This window comes from Agrobacterium leguminum (assembly GCF_015704895.1).
Lineage (GTDB): Bacteria > Pseudomonadota > Alphaproteobacteria > Rhizobiales > Rhizobiaceae > Agrobacterium > Agrobacterium leguminum.
In genome coordinates, this window is sequence record NZ_JADQWB010000004.1 from 171,441 (window position 1) to 192,293 (window position 20,853).

General features: G+C 60.8%; 20 protein-coding genes. 9 read left to right on the plus strand and 11 right to left on the minus strand.

From position 1 onward, the window contains the following. Nucleotides 1-6: 6 nt before the first annotated feature. Entirely contained in the window at nt 7-609 is a 603-nt protein-coding gene (locus tag I3J13_RS08250) for an amino acid synthesis family protein (RefSeq protein ID WP_003519589.1), read from the minus strand. Between the two features lie 277 nt (nt 610-886). Further along, entirely contained in the window at nt 887-1,627 is a 741-nt protein-coding gene (hutC, locus tag I3J13_RS08255; RefSeq protein WP_003519590.1) for a histidine utilization repressor, read from the minus strand. A 130-nt stretch (nt 1,628-1,757) separates the two neighbouring features. Here hutC and I3J13_RS08260 point away from each other — a divergent pair, with 130 nt between their 5' ends. From I3J13_RS08260 to I3J13_RS08280, 5 genes are all read left to right on the plus strand, one after another. Beyond that, nucleotides 1,758-2,099: a hypothetical protein gene (locus tag I3J13_RS08260; RefSeq protein WP_196378501.1), complete on the plus strand. Its 342-nt coding sequence runs from the start codon at nt 1,758-1,760 to the stop codon at nt 2,097-2,099. Nucleotides 2,100-2,200: 101 nt separating this feature from the next. After that, nucleotides 2,201-3,238, plus strand: a complete 1,038-nt coding sequence (locus I3J13_RS08265; protein ID WP_196378502.1) for an ABC transporter substrate-binding protein — start codon at nt 2,201-2,203, stop codon at nt 3,236-3,238. A gap of 95 nt (nt 3,239-3,333) precedes the next feature. Continuing rightward, complete coding sequence (locus tag I3J13_RS08270; protein ID WP_003519593.1) at nt 3,334-4,191, plus strand: ABC transporter permease; 858 nt, start codon at nt 3,334-3,336, stop codon at nt 4,189-4,191. Then, complete coding sequence (locus tag I3J13_RS08275) at nt 4,184-5,014, plus strand: quaternary amine ABC transporter ATP-binding protein (protein WP_003519594.1); 831 nt, start codon at nt 4,184-4,186, stop codon at nt 5,012-5,014. The genes I3J13_RS08270 and I3J13_RS08275 overlap by 8 nt, the downstream gene beginning before the upstream one ends. Continuing rightward, the gene (locus I3J13_RS08280; protein ID WP_196378503.1) at nt 5,007-6,515 is read left to right on the plus strand and encodes an HAL/PAL/TAL family ammonia-lyase; all 1,509 of its coding nucleotides are present in this window, start codon (nt 5,007-5,009) and stop codon (nt 6,513-6,515) included. Before I3J13_RS08275 ends, I3J13_RS08280 begins: the two co-directional genes overlap by 8 nt. Before the next feature lie 42 nt (nt 6,516-6,557). Here the strand turns inward: I3J13_RS08280 and I3J13_RS08285 are convergent, their stop codons facing one another. From I3J13_RS08285 to I3J13_RS08320, 8 genes are all read right to left on the minus strand, one after another. After that, nucleotides 6,558-7,256 (minus strand): GntR family transcriptional regulator, encoded by a 699-nt coding sequence (locus I3J13_RS08285; RefSeq protein ID WP_059757796.1) that lies wholly within the window; start codon nt 7,254-7,256, stop codon nt 6,558-6,560. 142 nt (nt 7,257-7,398) lie between these two features. After that, complete coding sequence (gene purU / locus I3J13_RS08290; RefSeq protein ID WP_196378504.1) at nt 7,399-8,283, minus strand: formyltetrahydrofolate deformylase; 885 nt, start codon at nt 8,281-8,283, stop codon at nt 7,399-7,401. A gap of 171 nt (nt 8,284-8,454) precedes the next feature. Beyond that, nucleotides 8,455-9,762: a type III glutamate--ammonia ligase gene (gene glnT, locus I3J13_RS08295; protein WP_065656696.1), complete on the minus strand. Its 1,308-nt coding sequence runs from the start codon at nt 9,760-9,762 to the stop codon at nt 8,455-8,457. Between the two features lie 86 nt (nt 9,763-9,848). Then, entirely contained in the window at nt 9,849-11,177 is a 1,329-nt protein-coding gene (locus I3J13_RS08300) for an FMN-binding glutamate synthase family protein (protein WP_196378505.1), read from the minus strand. A 16-nt stretch (nt 11,178-11,193) separates the two neighbouring features. Continuing rightward, nucleotides 11,194-11,880, minus strand: coding sequence for a GltB/FmdC/FwdC-like GXGXG domain-containing protein (locus tag I3J13_RS08305; RefSeq protein ID WP_142780797.1), 687 nt, complete (start codon nt 11,878-11,880; stop codon nt 11,194-11,196). A 37-nt stretch (nt 11,881-11,917) separates the two neighbouring features. Next, complete coding sequence (locus I3J13_RS08310) at nt 11,918-12,823, minus strand: class II glutamine amidotransferase (protein WP_196378506.1); 906 nt, start codon at nt 12,821-12,823, stop codon at nt 11,918-11,920. Nucleotides 12,824-12,919: 96 nt separating this feature from the next. Next, complete coding sequence (locus I3J13_RS08315; protein WP_196378507.1) at nt 12,920-13,600, minus strand: helix-turn-helix domain-containing protein; 681 nt, start codon at nt 13,598-13,600, stop codon at nt 12,920-12,922. A 34-nt stretch (nt 13,601-13,634) separates the two neighbouring features. Beyond that, on the minus strand, nt 13,635-14,609 hold the full coding sequence (locus I3J13_RS08320) for a GlxA family transcriptional regulator (protein ID WP_196378508.1): 975 nt from the start codon (nt 14,607-14,609) through the stop codon (nt 13,635-13,637). 89 nt (nt 14,610-14,698) lie between these two features. On the opposite strand from I3J13_RS08320, the gene I3J13_RS08325 reads away from it, so the two are divergent. The 4 genes from I3J13_RS08325 to soxG all read left to right on the plus strand — a co-directional run bounded on the left by I3J13_RS08325 (nt 14,699) and on the right by soxG (nt 19,787). Then, nucleotides 14,699-15,949, plus strand: a complete 1,251-nt coding sequence (locus I3J13_RS08325; protein ID WP_196378509.1) for a sarcosine oxidase subunit beta family protein — start codon at nt 14,699-14,701, stop codon at nt 15,947-15,949. Nucleotides 15,950-16,022: 73 nt separating this feature from the next. After that, complete coding sequence (locus I3J13_RS08330; protein WP_065656564.1) at nt 16,023-16,298, plus strand: sarcosine oxidase subunit delta family protein; 276 nt, start codon at nt 16,023-16,025, stop codon at nt 16,296-16,298. Further along, nucleotides 16,295-19,258: a sarcosine oxidase subunit alpha gene (locus I3J13_RS08335; RefSeq protein ID WP_196378510.1), complete on the plus strand. Its 2,964-nt coding sequence runs from the start codon at nt 16,295-16,297 to the stop codon at nt 19,256-19,258. Before I3J13_RS08330 ends, I3J13_RS08335 begins: the two co-directional genes overlap by 4 nt. Then, on the plus strand, nt 19,251-19,787 hold the full coding sequence (soxG, locus tag I3J13_RS08340; protein WP_196378511.1) for a sarcosine oxidase subunit gamma family protein: 537 nt from the start codon (nt 19,251-19,253) through the stop codon (nt 19,785-19,787). Before I3J13_RS08335 ends, soxG begins: the two co-directional genes overlap by 8 nt. A 9-nt stretch (nt 19,788-19,796) precedes the next feature. Here the strand turns inward: soxG and I3J13_RS08345 are convergent, their stop codons facing one another. Next, nucleotides 19,797-20,837, minus strand: a complete 1,041-nt coding sequence (locus I3J13_RS08345; protein ID WP_196378512.1) for a LacI family DNA-binding transcriptional regulator — start codon at nt 20,835-20,837, stop codon at nt 19,797-19,799. Nucleotides 20,838-20,853: the final 16 nt, after the last annotated feature.

Here is a 20,853-nt window from a genome sequence, read left to right on the forward strand (position 1 = left end):
TTCGCCTCAAACGCCGGCCGGATTGGCGACATCCTGGCCGAGATCCTTCAGATCCTGATAACGGTCGCCGATGCGGTGGTGCGGCCGGCCGCCAACGGAAGCACCGAGCGCGACCACGATCTCGTCCGCAGCCGGGGCATCGGGAATGGCCGTCTGGATCGTCAGATAATGCGAACGGCGGCCTTCATCATTCTTGTCCATCAGCGGGATCATGATCGGCGCATTGCCGGGGCCGCGCGTGTTGCAGAAGGCGAGATAGGATTTGGCGCCGACCGCCTGACGATAGTGATTGCCGAAGCGCAGCGTATGGATGAGCGCGGAGGCATGTTCGATCTCACCATCCAGCCCCACGACGGCCGCCTTGCCATAGGCCTCCACCGCCTCGCCGGAACCGACAGCGTCAAGGATCATCTTCGTCAGCAACTCGCCAAGCACCGGCGCGCCTGCGTGAATTTCCGGCTTCAGATCGGCCACGAAACCTTTGCCCGCCCACGGATTTTTAACGACCGCAATGGCGGCGAACAACTTCAACGGCGCTGCTGCAGCCTTGCCCCCCTCAATCAACGTCGTTTCGACCTGCAGCAGGGTCTTGCGGATCTGGATGGACATCAGCGCTCTCTCCGTAAATATGATGGCTTATGGTATGCCATAATATATGACTGTCAAGTACCGTAATCCCACAAGGGCGAGCAGTTGAATTTTGAGGATTGTCGTCGCCGACAAGTCGAGCGCTATGGGCAACCGATTGCACTTGGCAAGCAACGATTGGAGGCAGGAGAATGAGGCAGATTTGACCGGGGCGCCATCAGCCGGGCTGGATGCGCAAGTGGCCGCCTTATACGGCGATAATGTTCCGGAAGATCAGGGCAGCCGAGGCCGGCGGCCTCTATTCCTGACTTTCAAGCCGATATCGGGAACCCGGATAGAGCAGCCGTACGGACGTGACGGCACGGCTTGACGACCAGGTTCTGCGGCGCACAAGAAGGCAGGGCTCGTTTCGGCTGATGGCCATCAATTTGCATTCCCAGGGCTGGGGCGATGCGGCCTCGATGAATTGCTCGGTCCGCGAAATCGGTGCGGCCGCCGTCAGATAGGCATTCGGGGTAAGCGTATTGAAATCCTGCATCAGATAATCGGGAGCGATCTCCGCATTGACGAAGCGATCTTCGAGCTGGATCGGCACATCGTCTTCGTGGTGCACGATGATGGAGTGAAAAACCTTCGCTCCCACGGCGATCTCCAGCGCCGTTGCGAGATCGGGACCGCAAACTTCCGTCTGGGCGAGGATCAGGCTCGGCCGATGCGTCGAACCGCGCTCCTTGATCTCGTCGGCGATGTTGCGCACGCCCATCATGCCGGCGCTTCGCTTTTTCGGGGCGACAAAGGACCCGCGCCCCTGCACACGAACGATCACCCCCTCGGTTGCCAGCTCCCGCAGCGCGCGGTTTGCCGTCATGCGACTGACACCCAGCATGTCGACGATCTCGTTTTCGGAGGGTATCCTGTGGTTGGTCAACCACTCGCCGCTGGCGATCTTTTCCTTGATCTGTTCTTTCACCCGCTCATACAGCGGCAGGGAGGAGCGATCGCCCGAGACAGGAAACTCGTTTTCGGTGACGGGCAGCATTGAAACTCCTAAAAATCGGGCGACTGCACAAAACGCAGCCAGAATCCGCGCAAGCACAAAATTATCACATCCTATCTTGCTTGTCTTTCGCAAATGTGTGAAGTTACATATACAACTTGAGGGGAAAATAATGGCAAGCGAAGACTCGATCTCCAGCGGCCGCAAGTCTCCCGCCGATGGTCGGGGCGATATTCGAATGCCCGCCCAGCGCAACGGCAGGAGCTACCATACCGATGCCGAAGCCATGTTTGGTGGCTCGGCCGGGCAATATGCGCTGAAAGACCGCCCTTGCCAGAACCCGCCAACCGCATACGCCTTCGACCCGGCATGGCCAATGCGCGTGAAGCATATGAATTTCTCAAAGTTGTATAGTGAACTTCCGACACACCGCTCCAGGGTGAACATCGAATTCCATATTGATTCGACGAGCGCCCGGCCGCCGATTTCGACGGGACATGGAATGCACCAATGACCGCCGGGCTCAGGGGTAGACATCTGCCCAGGGCACGCCCGGCCGAAATCACAAAACGCATGCCAGCAACTTGCCAATCATCAAACCAAAAGGGGAATGCAATGCTGAATTCAAAGCTGAAAATCGCGCTGGCCACCACCGCGCTCATCATGGGAGCCTATGCCGGGTCCGCGAAAGCGGAAGGCTATTGCGCCGCTGGAAAGACCATCACCTTCGCCGGCATCGACTGGGAAAGCGGCGCTTTCATCACCGAAGTCATGAAGGAAATCCTCTCCAAGGGCTATGATTGCAAGGTCGATTCCATTCCCGGCAACTCCGTAACGCTGGAACAGGCGACCGCCAATAACGACGTGCAGATCTTCGCTGAAGAATGGATCGGCCGCTCCGACGTCTGGAACAAGGCTGCGGAAGCCGGGCAGGTAACATCGGTCGGCAAGACCTTCGTTGGCGCCGCCGAAGGCTGGTTCGTACCGGAATATCTGGTCAAGGGCGACCCGGCAAAAGGCATCGAAGCCAAGGCTCCGGACCTGAAGAGCGTCGACCAGCTTTCCGACCCGAAGATCGTCGAACTGTTCAAGGATCCGGAAGAGCCGACCAAGGGCCGCTTCCTCAATTGCCCATCGGGCTGGACCTGCGAAGGCGTCAACACCGCCAAGCTGCAAGCCTACAAGCTGGAAGCAAACTATGTGAACTTCCGCCCCGGCACCGGCACCGCTCTCGACGCCGCAATTGCCGCCGCCTACCTCCAGGGCGAGCCGATGCTGTTCTATTACTGGAGCCCGACGGCAATCATGGGCAAATACAAGCTCATCCAGTTGCAGGAGCCGGCCTATAGCGACGCCTGCTGGAAGGAACTGACGAGCGCCGATGGAAAGCGCGACGCCGGTTGCGCCTTCCCCTCCGTCGAGGTGGCCTATGGCGTGAACAGCACCTTTGCGAAGGAAGCGCCGGACATCATCGCGATCCTTGAAAAGGCGACATTCCCGCTGACCGAGATCAACTCCAGCCTCGCCTACATGACCGACAAGCAGGTCGATGCGACAGCCGCCGCCAAAACCTTCCTTCAGACCAAGGCCGATATCTGGGGCAGCTGGGTTTCTGCGGAGGCCAAGGCGCGTATCGAAGCCGCCGTCAAGTAAACATCGCAGGCGCGCCGGGCTTCCGGCGCGCATTTTCCCGTCAGGACAGGGGCCGGCTCCCGGACATGGGGTCGGCAGGCGCGAGGACGACACCAATGTTTCCTGAAGTTTTCCATATTTCCATCCGAGGCCCGATCAATGAGATCGTGCGTTCGCTGGTGGTGAATTACGGCTCCGTTTTCAAGGCGATCTCGCAGACGATCCTGCAGGCGATCCTCTTCGTGGAATGGGTGCTGCGCGGTCTGCCGTGGTGGGTCATTTTTCTGGTCTTCCTGGTGCTCGCCTGGTTCGCGGCGAAGAAGATTTCGCTCGTCATCATGGTGGCGGTGATGCTTTTCATCGTCGGCGCGCTCGGTCTCTGGGACCTGACGATGCAGACGCTGGCGCTGATGCTGATTGCCAGCCTCATCTCCATCGTCATCGGCGTGCCCATGGGCATCCTGCTTGCCAAAAGCGAATGGGCGCGGCGCATCACCCTGCCGGTGCTCGATGTCATGCAGACCATGCCGAGCTTCGTCTATCTCATTCCCGCCATCATGCTTTTCGGCCTCGGCAAGGTTCCGGCCGTGCTTGCCACCATCGTTTATGCCGTCCCACCGCTGATCCGCCTGACCGATCTCGGCATCCGGCAGGTGGACCGCGAAGTGGTGGAGGCGGCAACCGCATTTGGCGGCAGCCCGCGACAAATTCTCTTCGGCGTCGAATTGCCGCTCGCCACGCCCACGATCATGGCCGGCCTCAACCAGACGATCATGATGGCGCTCTCCATGGTCGTCGTCGCCTCGATGATCGGCGCGCGCGGTCTCGGTGAGCAGGTGCTGAACGGCATCCAGACGCTCGATGTCGGCAAGGGCCTCGAAGCGGGTCTCGGCATCGTTATTCTCGCAATCGTGCTCGATCGTATCACCCAGGGTTTTGGCCGATCCAGCCGGAAGGAAATGGGCAATGACTGATATCCATATCCGCAACGTGTCCAAGATCTTCGGCGGCAACTGGAAGGCTGCGCTCGCCATGGCGCAGCAGGGCGCGGAAAAGAGCGACATTCTGGCAAAGACGGGATGTAGCGTCGGTCTCGACAATGTCAGCCTCGATATAGCCGGCGGCCGCATTTTCGTGATCATGGGCCTCTCCGGTTCCGGCAAGTCGACCCTTGTGCGCCACATCAACCGCCTTATCGAACCGACAAGCGGCGAGATTCTCGTCGGCGACGACAATGTTCTCGCACTGAAACCGAAGGACCTGCGCGACTTCCGCAACCGGCGCGTCAGCATGGTGTTCCAGAATTTCGGCCTGATGCCGCACCGCACCGTGTTGCAGAACGTCGTTTATGGCCAGCGCGTGCGCGGGTTGACCAAGGCCGATGCGCGGCCCATCGGCATGAAGTGGATCGAAACCGTCGGCCTTTCTGGCTATGAGGACAAGTTTCCGCACCAGCTTTCCGGCGGCATGAAGCAGCGCGTCGGTCTGGCCCGCGCGCTGGCCGCCGATACCGACGTCATCCTGATGGACGAGGCCTTTTCGGCGCTCGATCCGCTGATCCGCGCCGATATGCAGGACCAGTTGCTGCAACTCGAAAAGAACCTGCACAAGACCATCGTTTTCATCACCCACGATCTCGACGAGGCGCTCCGCATCGGCGCGCAGATCGCGATCCTGAAGGACGGCAAACTGGTGCAGGTGGGAACGCCGGACCAGATCCTCAACAGCCCCGCAAACGACTATGTCGCCCGTTTCGTGGAGCGCCGCACGGGTGCGGGAGAAGGCCAGCATGGCTGATACGATCACCATCGATCGTGCCCTCACCTGGCAGGAGATCGCCGCTGTTGCAGAGGGCGCCACGCTTTCCCTGTCGGATAAAGCGTGGCGGCGCGTTGCCGAAGCCCGCGCCATTGTCGATGCGCTCGTCGAAAAACGGGTGCGCGGTTACGGCATCAATACGGGTGTCGGCGCACTCTGCGATGTGATCGTCGACATCCCGCAGCAGCAGGCTCTCTCCCGCAATATTATACTCAGCCACTCCTGCGGCGTCGGAGAACCGCTCGGACGCGAAGAAACGCGCGCCATTATGGCCGCCCAGATCAACAACTTCGCGCATGGTTATTCCGGCGTGCAGGTCAAAACGGTCGAAGCGCTGCTCGCCCTGCTGAATGGCGATATTCTTCCCCTCATTCCGTCAAAGGGCTCGGTGGGTTACCTCACCCATGCCGCGGCCATAGGGCTGGTGCTGATCGGCGAAGGCCGGGCCCGCCACGGGGGCGAACTCATCAGCGGCAGGCGGGGGCTCGAAAAGCTCGGCCTCGACCCCATGGTTCTGCAGGCGAAGGAGGGGCTCAGCCTCGTCAACGGCACACCCTGCGCCACCGGCCTCGCCAGCCTCGCGCTTGCACGCACGACTTCGCTCCTTGACTGGGCCGATGCGGCAGCGGCAATGAGCTATGAAAACCTTGGTGCGCAGGCCGATCCGTTCGCCGCAGGGCCGCTGGCACTGCGCAGCTCGCCCGGCATCCAGACCGTCGGCGCAAACCTGCGCCAGCTTCTGGCGGCAAGCCCGCTTCTTGCCCGGTCGGCCGGATCGCGCACGCAGGATCCGCTAAGCCTGCGCGCCGTGCCGCAGGTGCATGGCGCCGTTCGCGACAGCGTCGCGCAGATCGCCGACGTCGTAGACCGCGAGCTCGCGAGTGTCACGGACAACCCGGTCGTCGGCGGCACGCCGCAGGCGCCGGAGGTCCACTCCCAGGCCCATGCCGTCGGTGCGGCGCTCGGGCTTGCCATGGATGGGCTGGCGACGGCCGCAGCGGAACTTGCGGCGATTTCCGAGCGGCGTATCGACCGGCTCGTCAACCCGCTTGTCAGCGGGCTGCCCGCCTTTCTGGCGGAAAGCGATGGCGTCTGTTCCGGTTTTATGATCATCCAGTACACGGCCGCAGCGCTTGCCGCGGAAAACCGCCGCCTCGCCGCCCCCGCCAGCCTCGATGGCGGCATCACCTCCGCCTTGCAGGAGGATATACTGACACATGCCACCGCCGCCGCCGACAAGACGCTTTCGATTATTGGCAATCTGGAAACCATTCTCGCGATCGAGATCATGAGCGCGGCGCAGGCTTACGACATGCAGCCAGACGAAGGCGGCCGTGCGCCCGGCACCGATACGCTATACCGGCGTGTCCGGATGGCGGCGCCATTTTACCGCGACGACCAGCCGCTCAACGATTTGGTAGCTGCCGTTCGGGAAATGTTGCAAACCACGCTTGCGGGGATAGGTGCCGACGCAGGCTAGATACTGCGTCGGAAATTTTAGCCGCACACGAGGCGGGAGAGGTTACTCTTTGCCGGTCTTCTGGGCGATGAGAACAGCTTCCGCAATCGCGCTTGCGCTCGCGACATGGTCCAGAGCCGCCTTGTAAGCGGCGTCTCCATCCCCCTGCCGGATGGCTTCGACGATCTTTTCCATTTGCGCCGGACCTTCGGTATCGCGGCTTTTCGTCTTGATCGTCATCGAACGAAGATGGTTGATCCGCACCGTCAGCAGGTTGACGACGCCCCAGGCGACATGCCGGTCGATCTTGCTGAACAGCGTCTGATAAAAGGACGAGGTATGCGCCAGAACGCCCGGCATATCCCTTTCGACATAGCTTTCGCGGATATGACTGAGCGACGCTTCAAGCGCTTCCACGATGGCAGGATCGCGACGTTCCGCACAAAGGCGCGCCGCCATTCCTTCCAGCGCACCGCGAATTTCATAAATCTGCTTCGCCTCATCGAGATCGAGCATCGCGACCATCGGGCCCTTGTTCGGCAAATTCGCCACCAGCCCCTCGGATTCCAGATGCCGCAGGACCTCACGGACGATGGTGCGGGAAACGCCGAGCTGGGCGCAGAGATCGCGCTCTACCAGACGGTCGCCCGGGCGGAAATAACCGTTCACGATGGCGTCACGGACCTTGTCGAGAGCGAGTTCCCTCAGCGTCTTTGTCGGGCGCTCAACGCGAATGGCAGTTCCGTGCGAAGCATCTGTCATGGTATCACCTCGTTTGACACCTCCCGTTTCATTGCAACGCAGTTACGAACAAAACGGGAAATGGCTTTTGTATTATGGCGTACCAGCTTATTTAGCGCCGTGCTCTGCTTAAGGCAACATCAGCACGGCTCACGCAGAATGCTCATCCCATTCTTTCCGAAGCGTAAGAGCCGGGACCGGGGGGAAACACCACGGTTCGGCTGCCGTTCAGGAATACACGACGATGAATATGGGCGTGGATGGCACGCGCCAGCACCTGCGCCTCCACGTCGCGGCCGAGCGACACGTAATCCTCGGCCGACTGGGCATGGGTGATGCGCACGGTATCCTGCTCGATGATCGGTCCCTCATCCAGATCGGCAGTCACATAATGCGCCGTCGCGCCAATCAGCTTCACACCGCGCTGATAGGCCTGCTTGTAAGGGTTGGCCCCCTTGAAGGACGGCAGGAAGGAGTGGTGGATATTGATGATCCTGCCCGACATCGCCTCGCACATCCTGTCGGAAAGCACCTGCATGTAACGCGCCAGCACGATGAGTTCCGTACCCGAGCTTTCGACGATCTCCATGATCCGGGCTTCGGCCTGCGGCTTGTTCTCTTTCGTCACCGGAATGTGGTGGAACGGAATGTCGTGATTGACGACGACCTTCTGGTACTCGAAATGGTTGGAAACCACGCCGACAATATCGATCGGCAGCGCCCCGATGCGCCAGCGGTAGAGCAGGTCATTGAGGCAATGGCCGAAGCGCGACACCATCAAAAGAACCTTCATCCGCTCTGCCTGGTCGTGCAGCGCCACCTCCATGCCGAATTTTTCCGAGATCGGCGCCAGCCCGGCCATCAAGGCGTCGCGTGTCGCACCCTCCTCGGAAATGAAACCCACGCGTATGAAAAAACGGCCGGTACCGAGATCGTCGAATTGCGAACTATCGACGATGTTGCACCCCTTCTCAGCGAGAAAGCCTGAAAGGGCGGCGACAATGCCGCGGGTGGATTTGCATGTCACGGTCAGGACGAAGTTCGTCATCTGGCACTCTTTCTGTCATCGATAAAGCATGTCTCCCAAAAGTGTGCAGCGGTTTTGGAACCAAGACATGCTTAAAAACAAAGATCTAAAGCGCGTGGCATGAATCAGATTGGACGCGACGCGCTTTAGCGGAAAACCCCGCGCTTTTGATCAGCGCGGGGAAAACCGGGCTCAGACGTCGAGGGTGGTCTGATGCTCCCAGGCGGTGAATTGCGAGCAATAGCTGTTCCACTCACCCTGCTTGAGCTTCAGATAGGCCTTGGAGAATTCAGTGCCGAGAGCCTGCTGCAATTCCGCGTCCTTCTCATATTCGCGCAGCGCATCGAGAAGGTTAAGCGGCAGCTTCGGTGCATCCGTGACCTTGTGGCCCTCGCGGTACATGTCGATATCGTAGTGCGGACCGGGATCGGCCTTGGAACGGACACCGGAAAGGCCGGCCGCGATGATGATGGCCTGCAGCAGATAGGGGTTCACGGCTCCATCCGGCAGGCGCAGTTCAAACCGCCCCGGCCCCGGCACGCGCACCATATGGGTGCGGTTATTGCCGGTCCAGGTCACCGTATTCGGCGCCCAGGTCGCGCCGGAAATGGTGCGTGGCGCGTTGATGCGTTTGTAGGAATTGACCGTCGGATTGGTGACGGCCGCAAGCGCGGACGCATGTTTCATGATGCCGCCGAGAAACGTCTTGCCCTTGGCCGACAGACCGAACGGCATTTCCCTGTCGGCAAAGGCGTTGACCTTGCCGTCGAGGTCCCAGACCGAAATATGGGCATGGCAGCCATTGCCGGTCAGGCCCTTGAAAGGCTTCGGCATGAAGGTGGCGCGCAGCCCGTGTTTTTCGGCAACGGATTTGACCATGAATTTGAAGAAGGAATGTTTGTCTGCGGTCTGCAGCGCGTCGTCATATTCCCAGTTCATCTCGAACTGGCCGTTCGCGTCCTCATGGTCGTTCTGGTAGGGCTTCCAGCCCAGCTCCAGCATGTAATCGCAAATCTCGGCGATCACATCGTAACGGCGCATCACCGCCTGCTGGTCGTAGCAGGGCTTTTCCGCCGTGTCGTATTCGTCGGAGATTTTCGCACCATCCGGCGAAATCAGGAAAAATTCCGGCTCCACGCCGGTCTTGACCCTGAGCCCTTCGCTCGCCGCCTCAGCGATGAGCTTTTTCAGCACCACGCGCGGCGCCTGCTCCACCGGCTGGTCTTCCATCACGCAATCGGCGGCGACCCAGGCGACATCCTTTTTCCATGGAAGCTGGATGACCGAGGAGGCGTCGGGCACGGCGAAAAGATCGGGATGGGCGGGCGTCAGATCGAACCAGGTGGCAAAGCCCGCAAAACCCGCGCCATCCTTCTGCATATCGGCAATCGCTTCTGCGGGAACCAGCTTGGCGCGCTGGCCGCCGAAGAGATCGGTATAACTGATCATGAAATATTTGATGCCCTTTTCGGCAGCAAATTTGGAGAGGTCCAGTGTCACGTCATTCCCCTTTTTTTGAATATCAGACACTTCATCGAAAAAAGACGGGCACATCCTCCCAAATGCGCCCGTCCGTTCTTTATGGCTTAAAAGCTGCCTTTGCCCGGGAACCAGTTGGTTCCCGCCAACGGAACCTGCGCCATTGCGGCAGCCTCCATCGTCAGCGCCACCAGATCTTCCGGCTCCAGATTATGGAGATGGTTCTTGCCGCAGGCGCGCGCGATGGTCTGCGCTTCGAGCGTCATGACCTTCAGATAGTTGGCAAGGCGACGACCGGCGGCGACGGGATCGAGGCGTGCGGCAAGTTCCGGGTCCTGCGTGGTGATGCCGGCGGGGTCTTTGCCCTCGTGCCAGTCATCGTAAGCGCCGGCCGTGGTGCCGAGTTTCTGATATTCGTCTTCCCACTTGGGATCGTTGTCGCCCAGCGCAACCAGCGCCGCCGTGCCGATGGCGACCGCATCCGCACCCAGCGCCAGCGCCTTGGCGACATCAGCACCCGAACGGATGCCGCCAGAGACGATCAGCTGCACCTTGCGGTGCATGCCGAGATCCTGAAGCGCCTGCACGGCGGGGCGAATGCAGGCGAGCGTGGGCATGCCGACATTTTCGATGAAGACATCCTGCGTGGCGGCCGTACCGCCCTGCATGCCATCCAGCACCACCACATCGGCACCGGCCTTCACCGCCAACGCCGTGTCGTAATAGGGCCGCGCGCCGCCAACCTTGATATAGATCGGCTTTTCCCAGTCGGTAATTTCGCGCAGTTCGAGGATCTTGATTTCCAGATCGTCCGGGCCGGTCCAATCGGGATGGCGGCAGGCGGAGCGCTGATCGATGCCCTTCGGCAGGTTGCGCATATTGGCGACGCGATCGGAAATCTTCTGACCGAGCAACATGCCGCCGCCGCCCGGTTTCGCGCCCTGACCGACGACGACCTCGATGGCATCCGCACGGCGCAGATCCTTCGGGTTCATGCCGTAACGAGAGGGGAGATACTGGTAAACCAGCGTCTGGCTGTGGCCGCGCTCCTCATCCGTCATGCCGCCATCGCCCGTCGTGGTGGAGGTGCCGGCGATTGTCGCGCCACGGCCGAGCGCTTCCTTGGCGTTGCCTGACAGAGCACCGAAGCTCATGCCGGCAATGGTGATCGGCGTTTTCAGCGTGATCGGCTTCCTGGCGAAGCGCGTGCCGAGCATAACTGTCGTATCGCATTTCTCGCGATAACCCTCGAGCGGATAACGCGAGATGGACGCGCCGAGAAACAGGAGATCGTCGAAATGCGGCACCTTGCGCTTGGTGCCCGCGCCGCGAATATCATAGATGCCGGTCGCAGCCGCGCGGCGGATTTCCGCCAGCGTATGGTCATCGAAAGTTGCGGATTTGCGCGGCGGGGTAAAGGGGTTGTGATAGCTCATCGGAATATCCCTCGCCTCAATACGCGTCGGCGTTGTCGATGTTGAAATTATAGAGCGTGCGGGCCGAGCCGTAGCGCTTGAACTCGTCAGGGCTGACATCCGTGACGCCGGCCTTTTCCAGAAGTTCGGCAAGCTTTTCGAGATGTTCGGGCCGCATCTCCTTCTCGATGCAATCGGCCCCGAGGCTCTTCACCGAACCGCGCACGAAAAGCTTCGCCTCATAAAGGGAATCGCCCAGCGCATCGCCCGCATCGCCGCAGACGACGAGATGGCCGGACTGGCCCATGAAGGCCGACATGTGGCCGATATTGCCCTTCACGACGATATCGATGCCCTTCATGGAAATGCCGCAGCGGGAGGCGGCATTGCCCTTGATGACCAGAAGCCCGCCGCGGCCTGTGGCGCCGGCATATTGCGAGGCGTCGCCCTCGATGACGACCGTGCCGGACATCATGTTCTCAGCGACACCCGGCCCGGCCGAGCCGTGCACGGTGACATTGCCGCCATCATTCATGCCGGCGCAATAATAACCAACCGAACCGTGCACATCGACGGTGACGGGGCTGTCGATGCCGACCGCCACGGCATGGTGGCCGCGCGGATTGACGACCTCGAATTCGGTGTCGTTCGCGCCCGAGGAAAGACCGTGGAGCGCCTTGTTGAGTTCACGCAGCGGCGTGTGGGAGAGATCGAAAACTGGCATGGATTATGACTTTCAAAACAGGCGCCGATGACGGGTCTCAGGCGGCCTTTTCATGGTCCCAGAAATAGACGGTCGCCGGTTCCGGCTCCCAGACGCGGGCATTTTCAATGCCGGGCAGATTGACCAGAGCGCGATACTCAGAGCCGAAAGCGACATATTGGTCGGTCTCGGCCATGACAGCAGGCTTGCAGGCGATGGGATCACGCACCACGCCGAAACCGGATTTGGTGCCGACGACGAAAGTGAAGAAACCATCGAGATCGTCGAGCGCGCCGGTCAGCGCCTCGCCCAGATCCTTGCCCTTGGCCATTTCCGCCGTGAGATAGGCGGCGGCGACTTCCGAGTCGTTCTGGGTCTCGAAGACCATGCCTTCGCGCACCAGTTCGCGGCGCAGATTATTGTGGTTGGAAAGCGAGCCATTATGCACCAGGCACTGGTCTGCACCGGTGGAGAAGGGATGCGCGCCAAGCGTCGTCACCGCCGATTCCGTCGCCATGCGGGTGTGGCCGATGCCATGGGTGCCGGCCATGGAACGCACGTCAAAACGGGTGACGACATCCTTCGGAAGACCGGTTTCCTTGTAGATTTCGACGCTGTCGCCGGAACCCATCACGCGCACATTCGGGCGGATTGCGGAAAGAACCGCGCGGATACCATTCAGCTTCTCGGCGGGAATATCGAGAACAGCATGAGTGCTTTTCACCGTGACTGCGGCATCGACGCCGCTTTCCTTCAGCGCTTCGGCGAGGCCGGAAAAATCGGCGGCCGGATTGGCCGACTGGATCGTCACTTTCGCGCGGCCATTGGCAGCGCTTCCGTAGATCGCGATGCCGGCCGAATCCGGGCCACGATCGGTCATGGTGACGAGCATGTCCGAAAGCAGCTGACCCAGCTGCGGTTCAAGGCTTTTGTCTTTCAGGAATAGTCCAACAATGCCGCACATCGACAGGCACCTCCATTCGTTTCTGAATGAAGGGCTAACATATGGAATTCCATTCCGTCAACTATCAGGAATATTTTTTTCTTCTAAGGCAAATTATCAATCATTGCCCAGCCGCCTTTGCGGATAGGAAATGATCGACAGATAACGGGCGGGAAGCTTCACCAATTCCTCCGGCCCGTGCGGCGCGTCGGCGTCGAAAAACAGGCTGTCGCCGGCCTGCATGGTGAAAAGCTGCTCGCCGTGGCGGTAAACCACCTCGCCTTCCAGCATGTAGAGAAACTCCATTCCCTCATGCTGGAAGGTCGGGAACACGTCCGAATCCTTGGTCAGCGTGATGAGATAGGGCTCGACGGTGACGCCGCTGGTATTGTTGTCGATATGGCCGAGCAGGCTGTATTGATGACCGGCGCGCGTGCCCCTGCGCTCGATATTCACGCCCTGCCCCGCCTTGACGAAGGTGGCGCTGCGCGGTTCCTCGAAACCGCGAAAGAAGGCCGTGATCGGCACGCCCAGCGCCTTTGAGAGCGTCTGCAGCGTGGTGAGCGACGGCGAGATATTGCCGTTTTCGATCTTGGAAAGCATGCCCACGGAAACGCCGGTGGCCGATGCAAGATCGGTGATCGTGATGCCGAGTTTCTTGCGATAGGCACGCACCTCATGGCCAATCGCCATTTCCAGATTATTGACCCTTGGCTCGCGGATGGCATGGGGATCCTGCGACAGGAACTGCGCAGTTTCGGTCTTGGTGGTATCCTTCGCCATGGGGTCCTCCGGCATTATCGTGTTTTCCCTTCCTTACAGGAAAACTATTTTAATTCGGAGGAAATCTTTGCCGCAGTGTATTTGGGGTATGGCCGAACCGGGCCTTGAAGCTTCCCGAAAAATGCCCGGCGCTTGAGAAGCCGGTGGCGAAGGCCACTTCGGCAATGGAGAGCGGGCTTTGCTCCAGCAGCCGCCGGGCGTGATCGAGGCGGATCGCGCGGTATGTTTCCAGAAACGTCGTTTTCAGATGGGTTGCGAAAAGCCGGTCGAGGTGGCGCGCGCTGGTTCCCGCCAGTTTCGCCATGGTCTGCCGGTCGAGCGGGCTTTCGATGGTCGTTTCCATTTTTTCCAGCACGGTCAGCAGGGCCGGATGGTTGGTGCCATGGCGCTCGGCGGCGGAACCCCTTTGCGGCGCGCCGGGTTCGGCCACGGCCGTGTGCAGATACCAGTCGCTGACACGCCGAGCGAAATGAGCGCCCATTCTCTGCGAAATCATCGCATGCATCATGTCGAGCGGCGCGACGCCGCCGGCGCAGGTGATGCGGTCTCCATCGAAAACGAACCGCGCCTGCCGGGGCGTGAGATGGCCAAAGGCCTCTTTCAGCACCGGCGCATGCTCCCAGTGAATCGTGAAATCGCGGTTTTCCAGCAATCCCGCCGCCGCCAGCACATAAGCGCCGCTGGAAATGCCCCCGATCCGGACACCCTGCCGCGCCAGCCGCCTTAACGTCCCGTAGGAATTTTCCGCACCGGTCCAGTCCTGCGGCCCACCCCCCGCGCAGACGAAGATCGTGTGGCATCTCTCGCCTGCGGTGGCGAGTGCCTCGCAGCCGACAATGATGCCGGAAGAACTTCTGACGGCCTCGCCATCGAAAGAAAGCGGAACCACATCGTAAAGATCGGTTCCGGCGATCAAATTGGCGGCCCGCAATGGCTCCGCGGCCGAGGCGTAGGACATCAGCGCGAAATTCGGGATCAGGATGAAACCAATGCGCTGGACATTCTTCTGCTCAATGATCGTCATGTCTCTTTTTTAAATCATTATGTCCCTTTTTTGCAATTCCCTTTCGAACGACGCCGGTAAGCTTGCGCCATATCGTTCGAGGTACGCAGATGCGCTATTCCGCCTTTTCAATTTTCAAGAACGGCCTTTTCGGCAACAAGGCGTGGAAACCCGCCTGGCGGGAGGTGTCTCCGAAACCGCATTATGACGTCATCATCGTTGGCGGCGGCGGACATGGGCTGGCGACGGCCTATTATCTTGCGAAAGAATTCGGCGTCACCAATGTCGCGGTGCTGGAAAAAAACTACATCGGCTCCGGCAATGTCGGCCGTAACACCACGATCATTCGCTCCAATTATCTGCTGCCGGGTAACAATCCTTTCTACGAACTTTCGATGAAACTTTGGGAAGGGCTGGAGCAGGATTTCAATTTCAACGCCATGGTTTCCCAGCGCGGCGTGCTGAACCTCTATCATTCGGATGCGCAGCGCGACGCCTATACAAGGCGCGGCAACGCCATGCGGCTGCACGGCGTCGACGCCGAATTGCTGGACCGCGCCGCAGTCAAGGCCATGCTGCCGTTTCTCGATTTCGACAATGCCCGCTTTCCGGTGCAGGGCGGCCTGCTGCAAAGACGCGGCGGCACCGTGCGTCACGATGCCGTCGCCTGGGGTTATGCGCGCGGCGCGGACAGCCGCGGCGTCGATATCATTCAGGGCTGCGAGGTAACCGGCATTCGCCGCGAAAACGGCAGGGTCGTGGGTGTGGAGACCGCCAAGGGCTTCATCGGCTGCGGCAAGCTGGCGCTCGCGGCAGCCGGCAATTCCTCGCAGGTGGCCGCCATGGCCGGACTGAAACTGCCGATCGAAAGCCATGTGCTGCAGGCTTTCGTGTCGGAAGGGCTGAAGCCCTTCATCGATGGCGTCGTCACCTTCGGGGCCGGCCATTTTTACGTCTCGCAATCGGACAAGGGCGGCCTCGTCTTCGGCGGCGATATAGACGGCTACAATTCCTATGCCCAGCGCGGCAATCTGGCGACGGTCGAACATGTCGCGGAGGCAGGCAAGGCGATGATACCGGCGCTCTCCCGCGTCCGGGTGCTACGCTCCTGGGGCGGCATCATGGATATGTCGATGGATGGTTCGCCGATCATCGACCAGACCCCTATCGACAATCTCTACCTGAATGCCGGCTGGTGTTATGGCGGCTTCAAGGCGACGCCCGCTTCCGGTTTCTGCTTCGCCCATCTTCTGGCGCGCGGCGCACCGCAGGAAACGGCAACGGCCTTCCGGCTGGACCGCTTCCGGCGCGGTTATCTCATCGATGAAAAGGGCCAGGGCGCCCAGCCCAACCTTCACTAAATTTGTAGCGGGATGACGAAAACCGCTCACAGTTTTCGCCATCCCGCTATCTGGCGGATCAAGGACATCTGAAATGGCAAGTCTCGTGCCCTGCCCGCATTGCGGGCCAAGACCCAGGGAAGAATTCACCATCAAGGGCGCAGCCCTTCAAAGGCCCGCCGCCGATGCCGGCGCGGAGGAATGGTTCGATTATGTCTATCTGCGCGACAATCCGCGCGGCGCCTATGAGGAATATTGGCACCACACATCCGGCTGCCGCCGCTGGCTGGTCGTCGCCCGAGATACCGCCACCCATGAGATATCCGCCTGCCGCGACGCCGCCGACAAGACGAAAGTGACAAACGCATGAGCGCCAACCGCCTGAAGACCGGCGGTCTGATCGACCGTTCCAAACCGCTTTCCTTCACCTTCGACGGCAAGCCGATGTCAGGCTTTCAGGGCGACAGCCTCGCCTCCGCCCTGCTCGCCAACGGCCAGAAGCTCGTCGGTCGTAGTTTCAAATACCACCGTCCGCGCGGCATATTGACGGCGGGCGCAGCCGAGCCGAACGCGCTGATGACCATCGGCCGCGGCGGGCGCACGGAGCCGAACACCCGCGCCACCATGCAGGAGCTTTATGCCGGGCTGGAAGCCAACAGCCAGAACCGCTGGCCCTCTCTCGATTTCGATATCGGCGCGTTGACCGGCCTTCTGTCTCCCTTCCTCGGGGCGGGGTTCTACTACAAGACCTTCATGTGGCCTGCCGCCTTCTGGGAAAAGGTCTACGAGCCCTTCATCCGCAAAGCCGCCGGTCTCGGCAAGGCGAGCTACGAGGCGGATCCGGATGCCTATGACAAATGCTGGGCGCATTGCGACCTGCTGGTGATCGGCTCCGGCGCGGCGGGTCTGGCAGCGGCGCTTGCCGCAGGCCGCGCCGGCGCGCGCGTCATCATTCTCGATGAACATTCCCTCGCAGGCGGCGGGCTTCTTTCCGAAACGGCAGCCATCGGCGGCGAGAGCGCTGCGGATTTCGCGGCGGAATGCGTTGCCGAACTTAAAGCCCTGCCGAATGTGACGGTGCTGACGCGAACCACAGCTTTCGGCTGGTATGACGGCAATGTCTTCGGCGCGGTGGAGCGGGTGCAGAAACATCTGCCAGATCCGAAAGCCCATGTGCCCGTGGAGCGCCTGTGGCGCATCGTCGCCAAGCGGGCGCTGCTTGCCACCGGCGCGGAAGAACGACCGCTGGTCTTCGGCGGCAACGATATTCCCGGCGTGATGATGGCGGGCGCCATGCGCAGCTATCTCAATCGCTATGCCGTCAGCCCCGGCACGGCGACGGCAATTTTCACCACCAATGACAGCGGTTACGCGCTTGCCCGCGATCTGGAGGCGCAGGGCGTCGCTCTTGCCGCCATCATCGACAGCCGCGAGCAGGGCAATCCGGGCTACGAAGGCAAGGCGCGCGTCATCAAGGGTGGCGTCGTCTCGAATGCGAAGGGCGGCAAGGCGCTTTCCGCCATCGAGATTTATGCGAATGGCCGCGCGGAGAAGCTGAATGTCGATGCGCTGGCCATGTCGGGCGGCTTCAGCCCCATCATCCATCTCGCCTGCCATCGCGGCGGCAGGCCGGTCTGGTCGGAGGACGATGCCGCTTTTCTGGCGCCCGGCAACCTCAAGGGGCTGGAACTCGCCGGCGCGGTTTCCGCGATCAACGGTATCGCCGCCTGCCTTGAGAATGGCGCACGAAAGGGCGCAGCGCTGGCACAAGAACTCGGCTTTGCATCAGCTGCACCGACATTCGGCACGGTGGAAAACGATATCGTGGCCCCACCCGCAAAACCGCTCTGGTCCATCCCCGGCATCAAGGCGAAAGCCTTTGTCGATTATCAGAACGACGTTCACCGCCAGGATCTCGGCCTCGCCATCCGCGAAGGTTATGGCCATGTCGAACTCGCCAAACGCTACACCACGAACGGCATGGCGACGGATCAGGGCAAGCTTTCGAATGTCAATGCCATCGGGTTGCTGGCCGAAGCGCGTGGTGTCTCCCCGGCGGATGTCGGCACCACGACGTTCCGGCCGTTTTATACGCCCGTCTCCTTCGGCGCACTGACCGGGGCCTATCATGGCCAGCATTTCCAGCCGGTGCGCAAATCGCCTCTGCATGGCTGGGCCGAAAAGAACGGCGCGGTCTTCGTTGAAACCGGTCTCTGGTATCGCTCTTCCTGGTTTCCGCGCGAAGGCGAAAGCGGCTGGCGGGAAAGCGTCGATCGTGAAGTTCTGAATGTCCGCAAGAATGCCGGGCTCTGCGATGTGTCGATGCTTGGCAAGATCGAAATCTGTGGCAGGGACGCCGCCGAATTCCTCAACCGGGTTTATTGCAACGCTTTCCTCAAACTGCCGGTCGGCAAGGCGCGTTATGGTCTGATGCTGCGTGAGGACGGCATGATCTATGACGACGGCACCACCAGCCGGCTGGAGGAAAACCGCTTCTTCATGACGACCACCACCGCCTATGCGGCGGGCGTCATGAACCATCTGGAATTCTGCGCGCAGGCGCTCTGGCCTGATCTCGATGTACGGCTTGCCTCCGTCACCGACCAGTGGGCGCAGATGGCGATTGCCGGACCGAAGGCACGCGCCATTCTCCAGAAGATCGTCGATGAGAATATTTCCGACGAGGCCTTTCCTTTCCTCGCAGCCCGGGAAGTCTCCCTGTTTGGCGGGCAGCTGCATGGACGCCTGTTCCGGATTTCCTTCTCCGGCGAACTGGCCTACGAGCTTGCCGTCCCGGCCGGTTACGGCGAGAGCGTCGCCGATGCCCTGATGGAAGCCGGCGAGGCGGAGAATATCATGCCCTATGGCGTCGAGGCGCTTGGCGTGCTGCGCATTGAAAAGGGCCATGTCACCCACAATGAAATCAACGGCACGGTGGTGCCCGCCGATCTCGGCTTCGGCAAAATGGTCTCTACCACAAAGGCCGATTTCATTGGCCGACGGATGCTGGAGCGCGAGGGGCTTTCCGACGCCGACCGTCCGAGCCTCGTCGGCGTCGTGCCGCTTGATCCAAAACAGTCCTTCCGCACCGGCTCGCATATTCTTGCGAAGGATGCCGCGGCAACGCTGGAGAACGATCAGGGTTATGTGACCTCCAGCGCGTTCTCACCGCATCTAGGTTCGACCATCGGTCTCGCCCTCGTCAAGAATGGCCCTGCGCGGCATGGCGAGGAAATCATGGTCTGGAACGGCCTGCGCAACGAATTTACCCAAGCCCGCCTTTGCAACCCGGGTTTTGTCGATCCTCAAAACGAGAAACTCCATGTCTGATTTCAAGTCTGACTTCCGGCCGACGCTCCGCCCGGTGCTGGGCGCAAAGAGAGCGATTGCCTCCACCGCCATCAAGCTCTCTCCCCTGCCGGAAGGCGCGATCATCCACGTTCTGGCCGCACCCGGCGCAGCAAATATGGAAGTCCGCCTTAGCGACCTTGCCAAAGGCGATATACGCGCGGTCTCACCGGGCCAATGGTTCATCGTCGGTGAACACCCTCTGTCTCATGCCGATATGAAGGCGCTTCTTGCGGCGCTCGAGCCTCAGGCAACGGGTGTCGACCAGAGCCAGGGACGCGTTCGCATCCGCATCGAAGGCAAGATGGCCGAGCGGGTTCTGGCCAAAGGCACGGCGGTCGACCTGTCTCTAGCAGCCTTCCCGGTGGGACATTCCGCCGCGACGCTGATCGGCCACATCGCCGCCCACCTCACCCGCGTCGACGGACAGGTCTTCGAAATCATCGTGCTGCGCGGTTTTGCCGAAAGCCTGTGGGACGATCTTGCCCGGATGAGCCTCGAATTCCAGTGATCGTGCCGCTCAGGTCCAGATGCTTTCGGGCGTCAGGATTTCGAAGGGCACGATCCGCTGTTCAACGGAAGACGAATCTCCATTCTCGATGCGCCGTAACATCACGTCGATCAATTGCTGCGGCATCCTGTCAAGGGGAAGCGGCAGCGAGGCGGTGATCAGTCCTTCGTTGAGGCCTTTTCGTGTTTCCGGCCCGATATCGTTACAGATGATTTTTATGTCGCGCTGCCGCTCGGCAGGCAGTTCCCTGAGCGCGCGCAGAACACCCGATATGCCGCCGCCATTGACATAAATCCCCCTGAGCCCCGGTTCGGCAACAATCATATCCCGCACAATGACATAGGCATTTTCCGGCTCCTCATGGGTCAGCAGCGTTTCCGCGACCTGAAGTTCAGGTGTGTTTTCGCGCATATAGGAGCGGAAGCTGGCGTCCGAAACATCCTGGCACTGATACCGATTGCTGCCGATCAGCGGCGCGACCACGCCCTCGCCCTTTACCGTCTGGCTGAGGAACCATGCCGCCGTGCGGCCGCGTTTCCAGCTGTCGGTGCCGACAAAGCCCGCGCGGCTTGCCGCCGATAGATCGGATACGTAAGTCACCACCGGAACGCCCCTGCCCCGCAGCTCGTCGATCGCCTGGCTGACGAGCGGATGATCGGCCGTCACCACCGCGATTGCGCCGCAGGATTGTCCCATCTTCAAGAGATTGGCGGATACGGCCTCCGGTGAAAGATCGTCCTCGAAAACGACATCCGGCTCGATGATGCTATCCGGCCGCTGGCGTGCGGCGGCGACGATCCCTTCCGCCCAAAGCCGGTAAAGCGGCCGGTGGGATTGCTGCAACAGAAAGCCGAGCCGGTGATGGGGCATGGCCTCGCGGCGACGGTCCTTGATGGTGCCGAGACCATAAAAACCGATCTCCTCCGCCGCCCTGAGTATCTGGTCGATCGTATCCTGGCGCACGGCGGTCGAACCGTGCAGCAGCCGGTTGACCGTGGAGATGCTGACACCGGCGGCTTTCGCAAGATCGGTAATGGTCGGTCGGTTCATGACGCCTCACAATCGT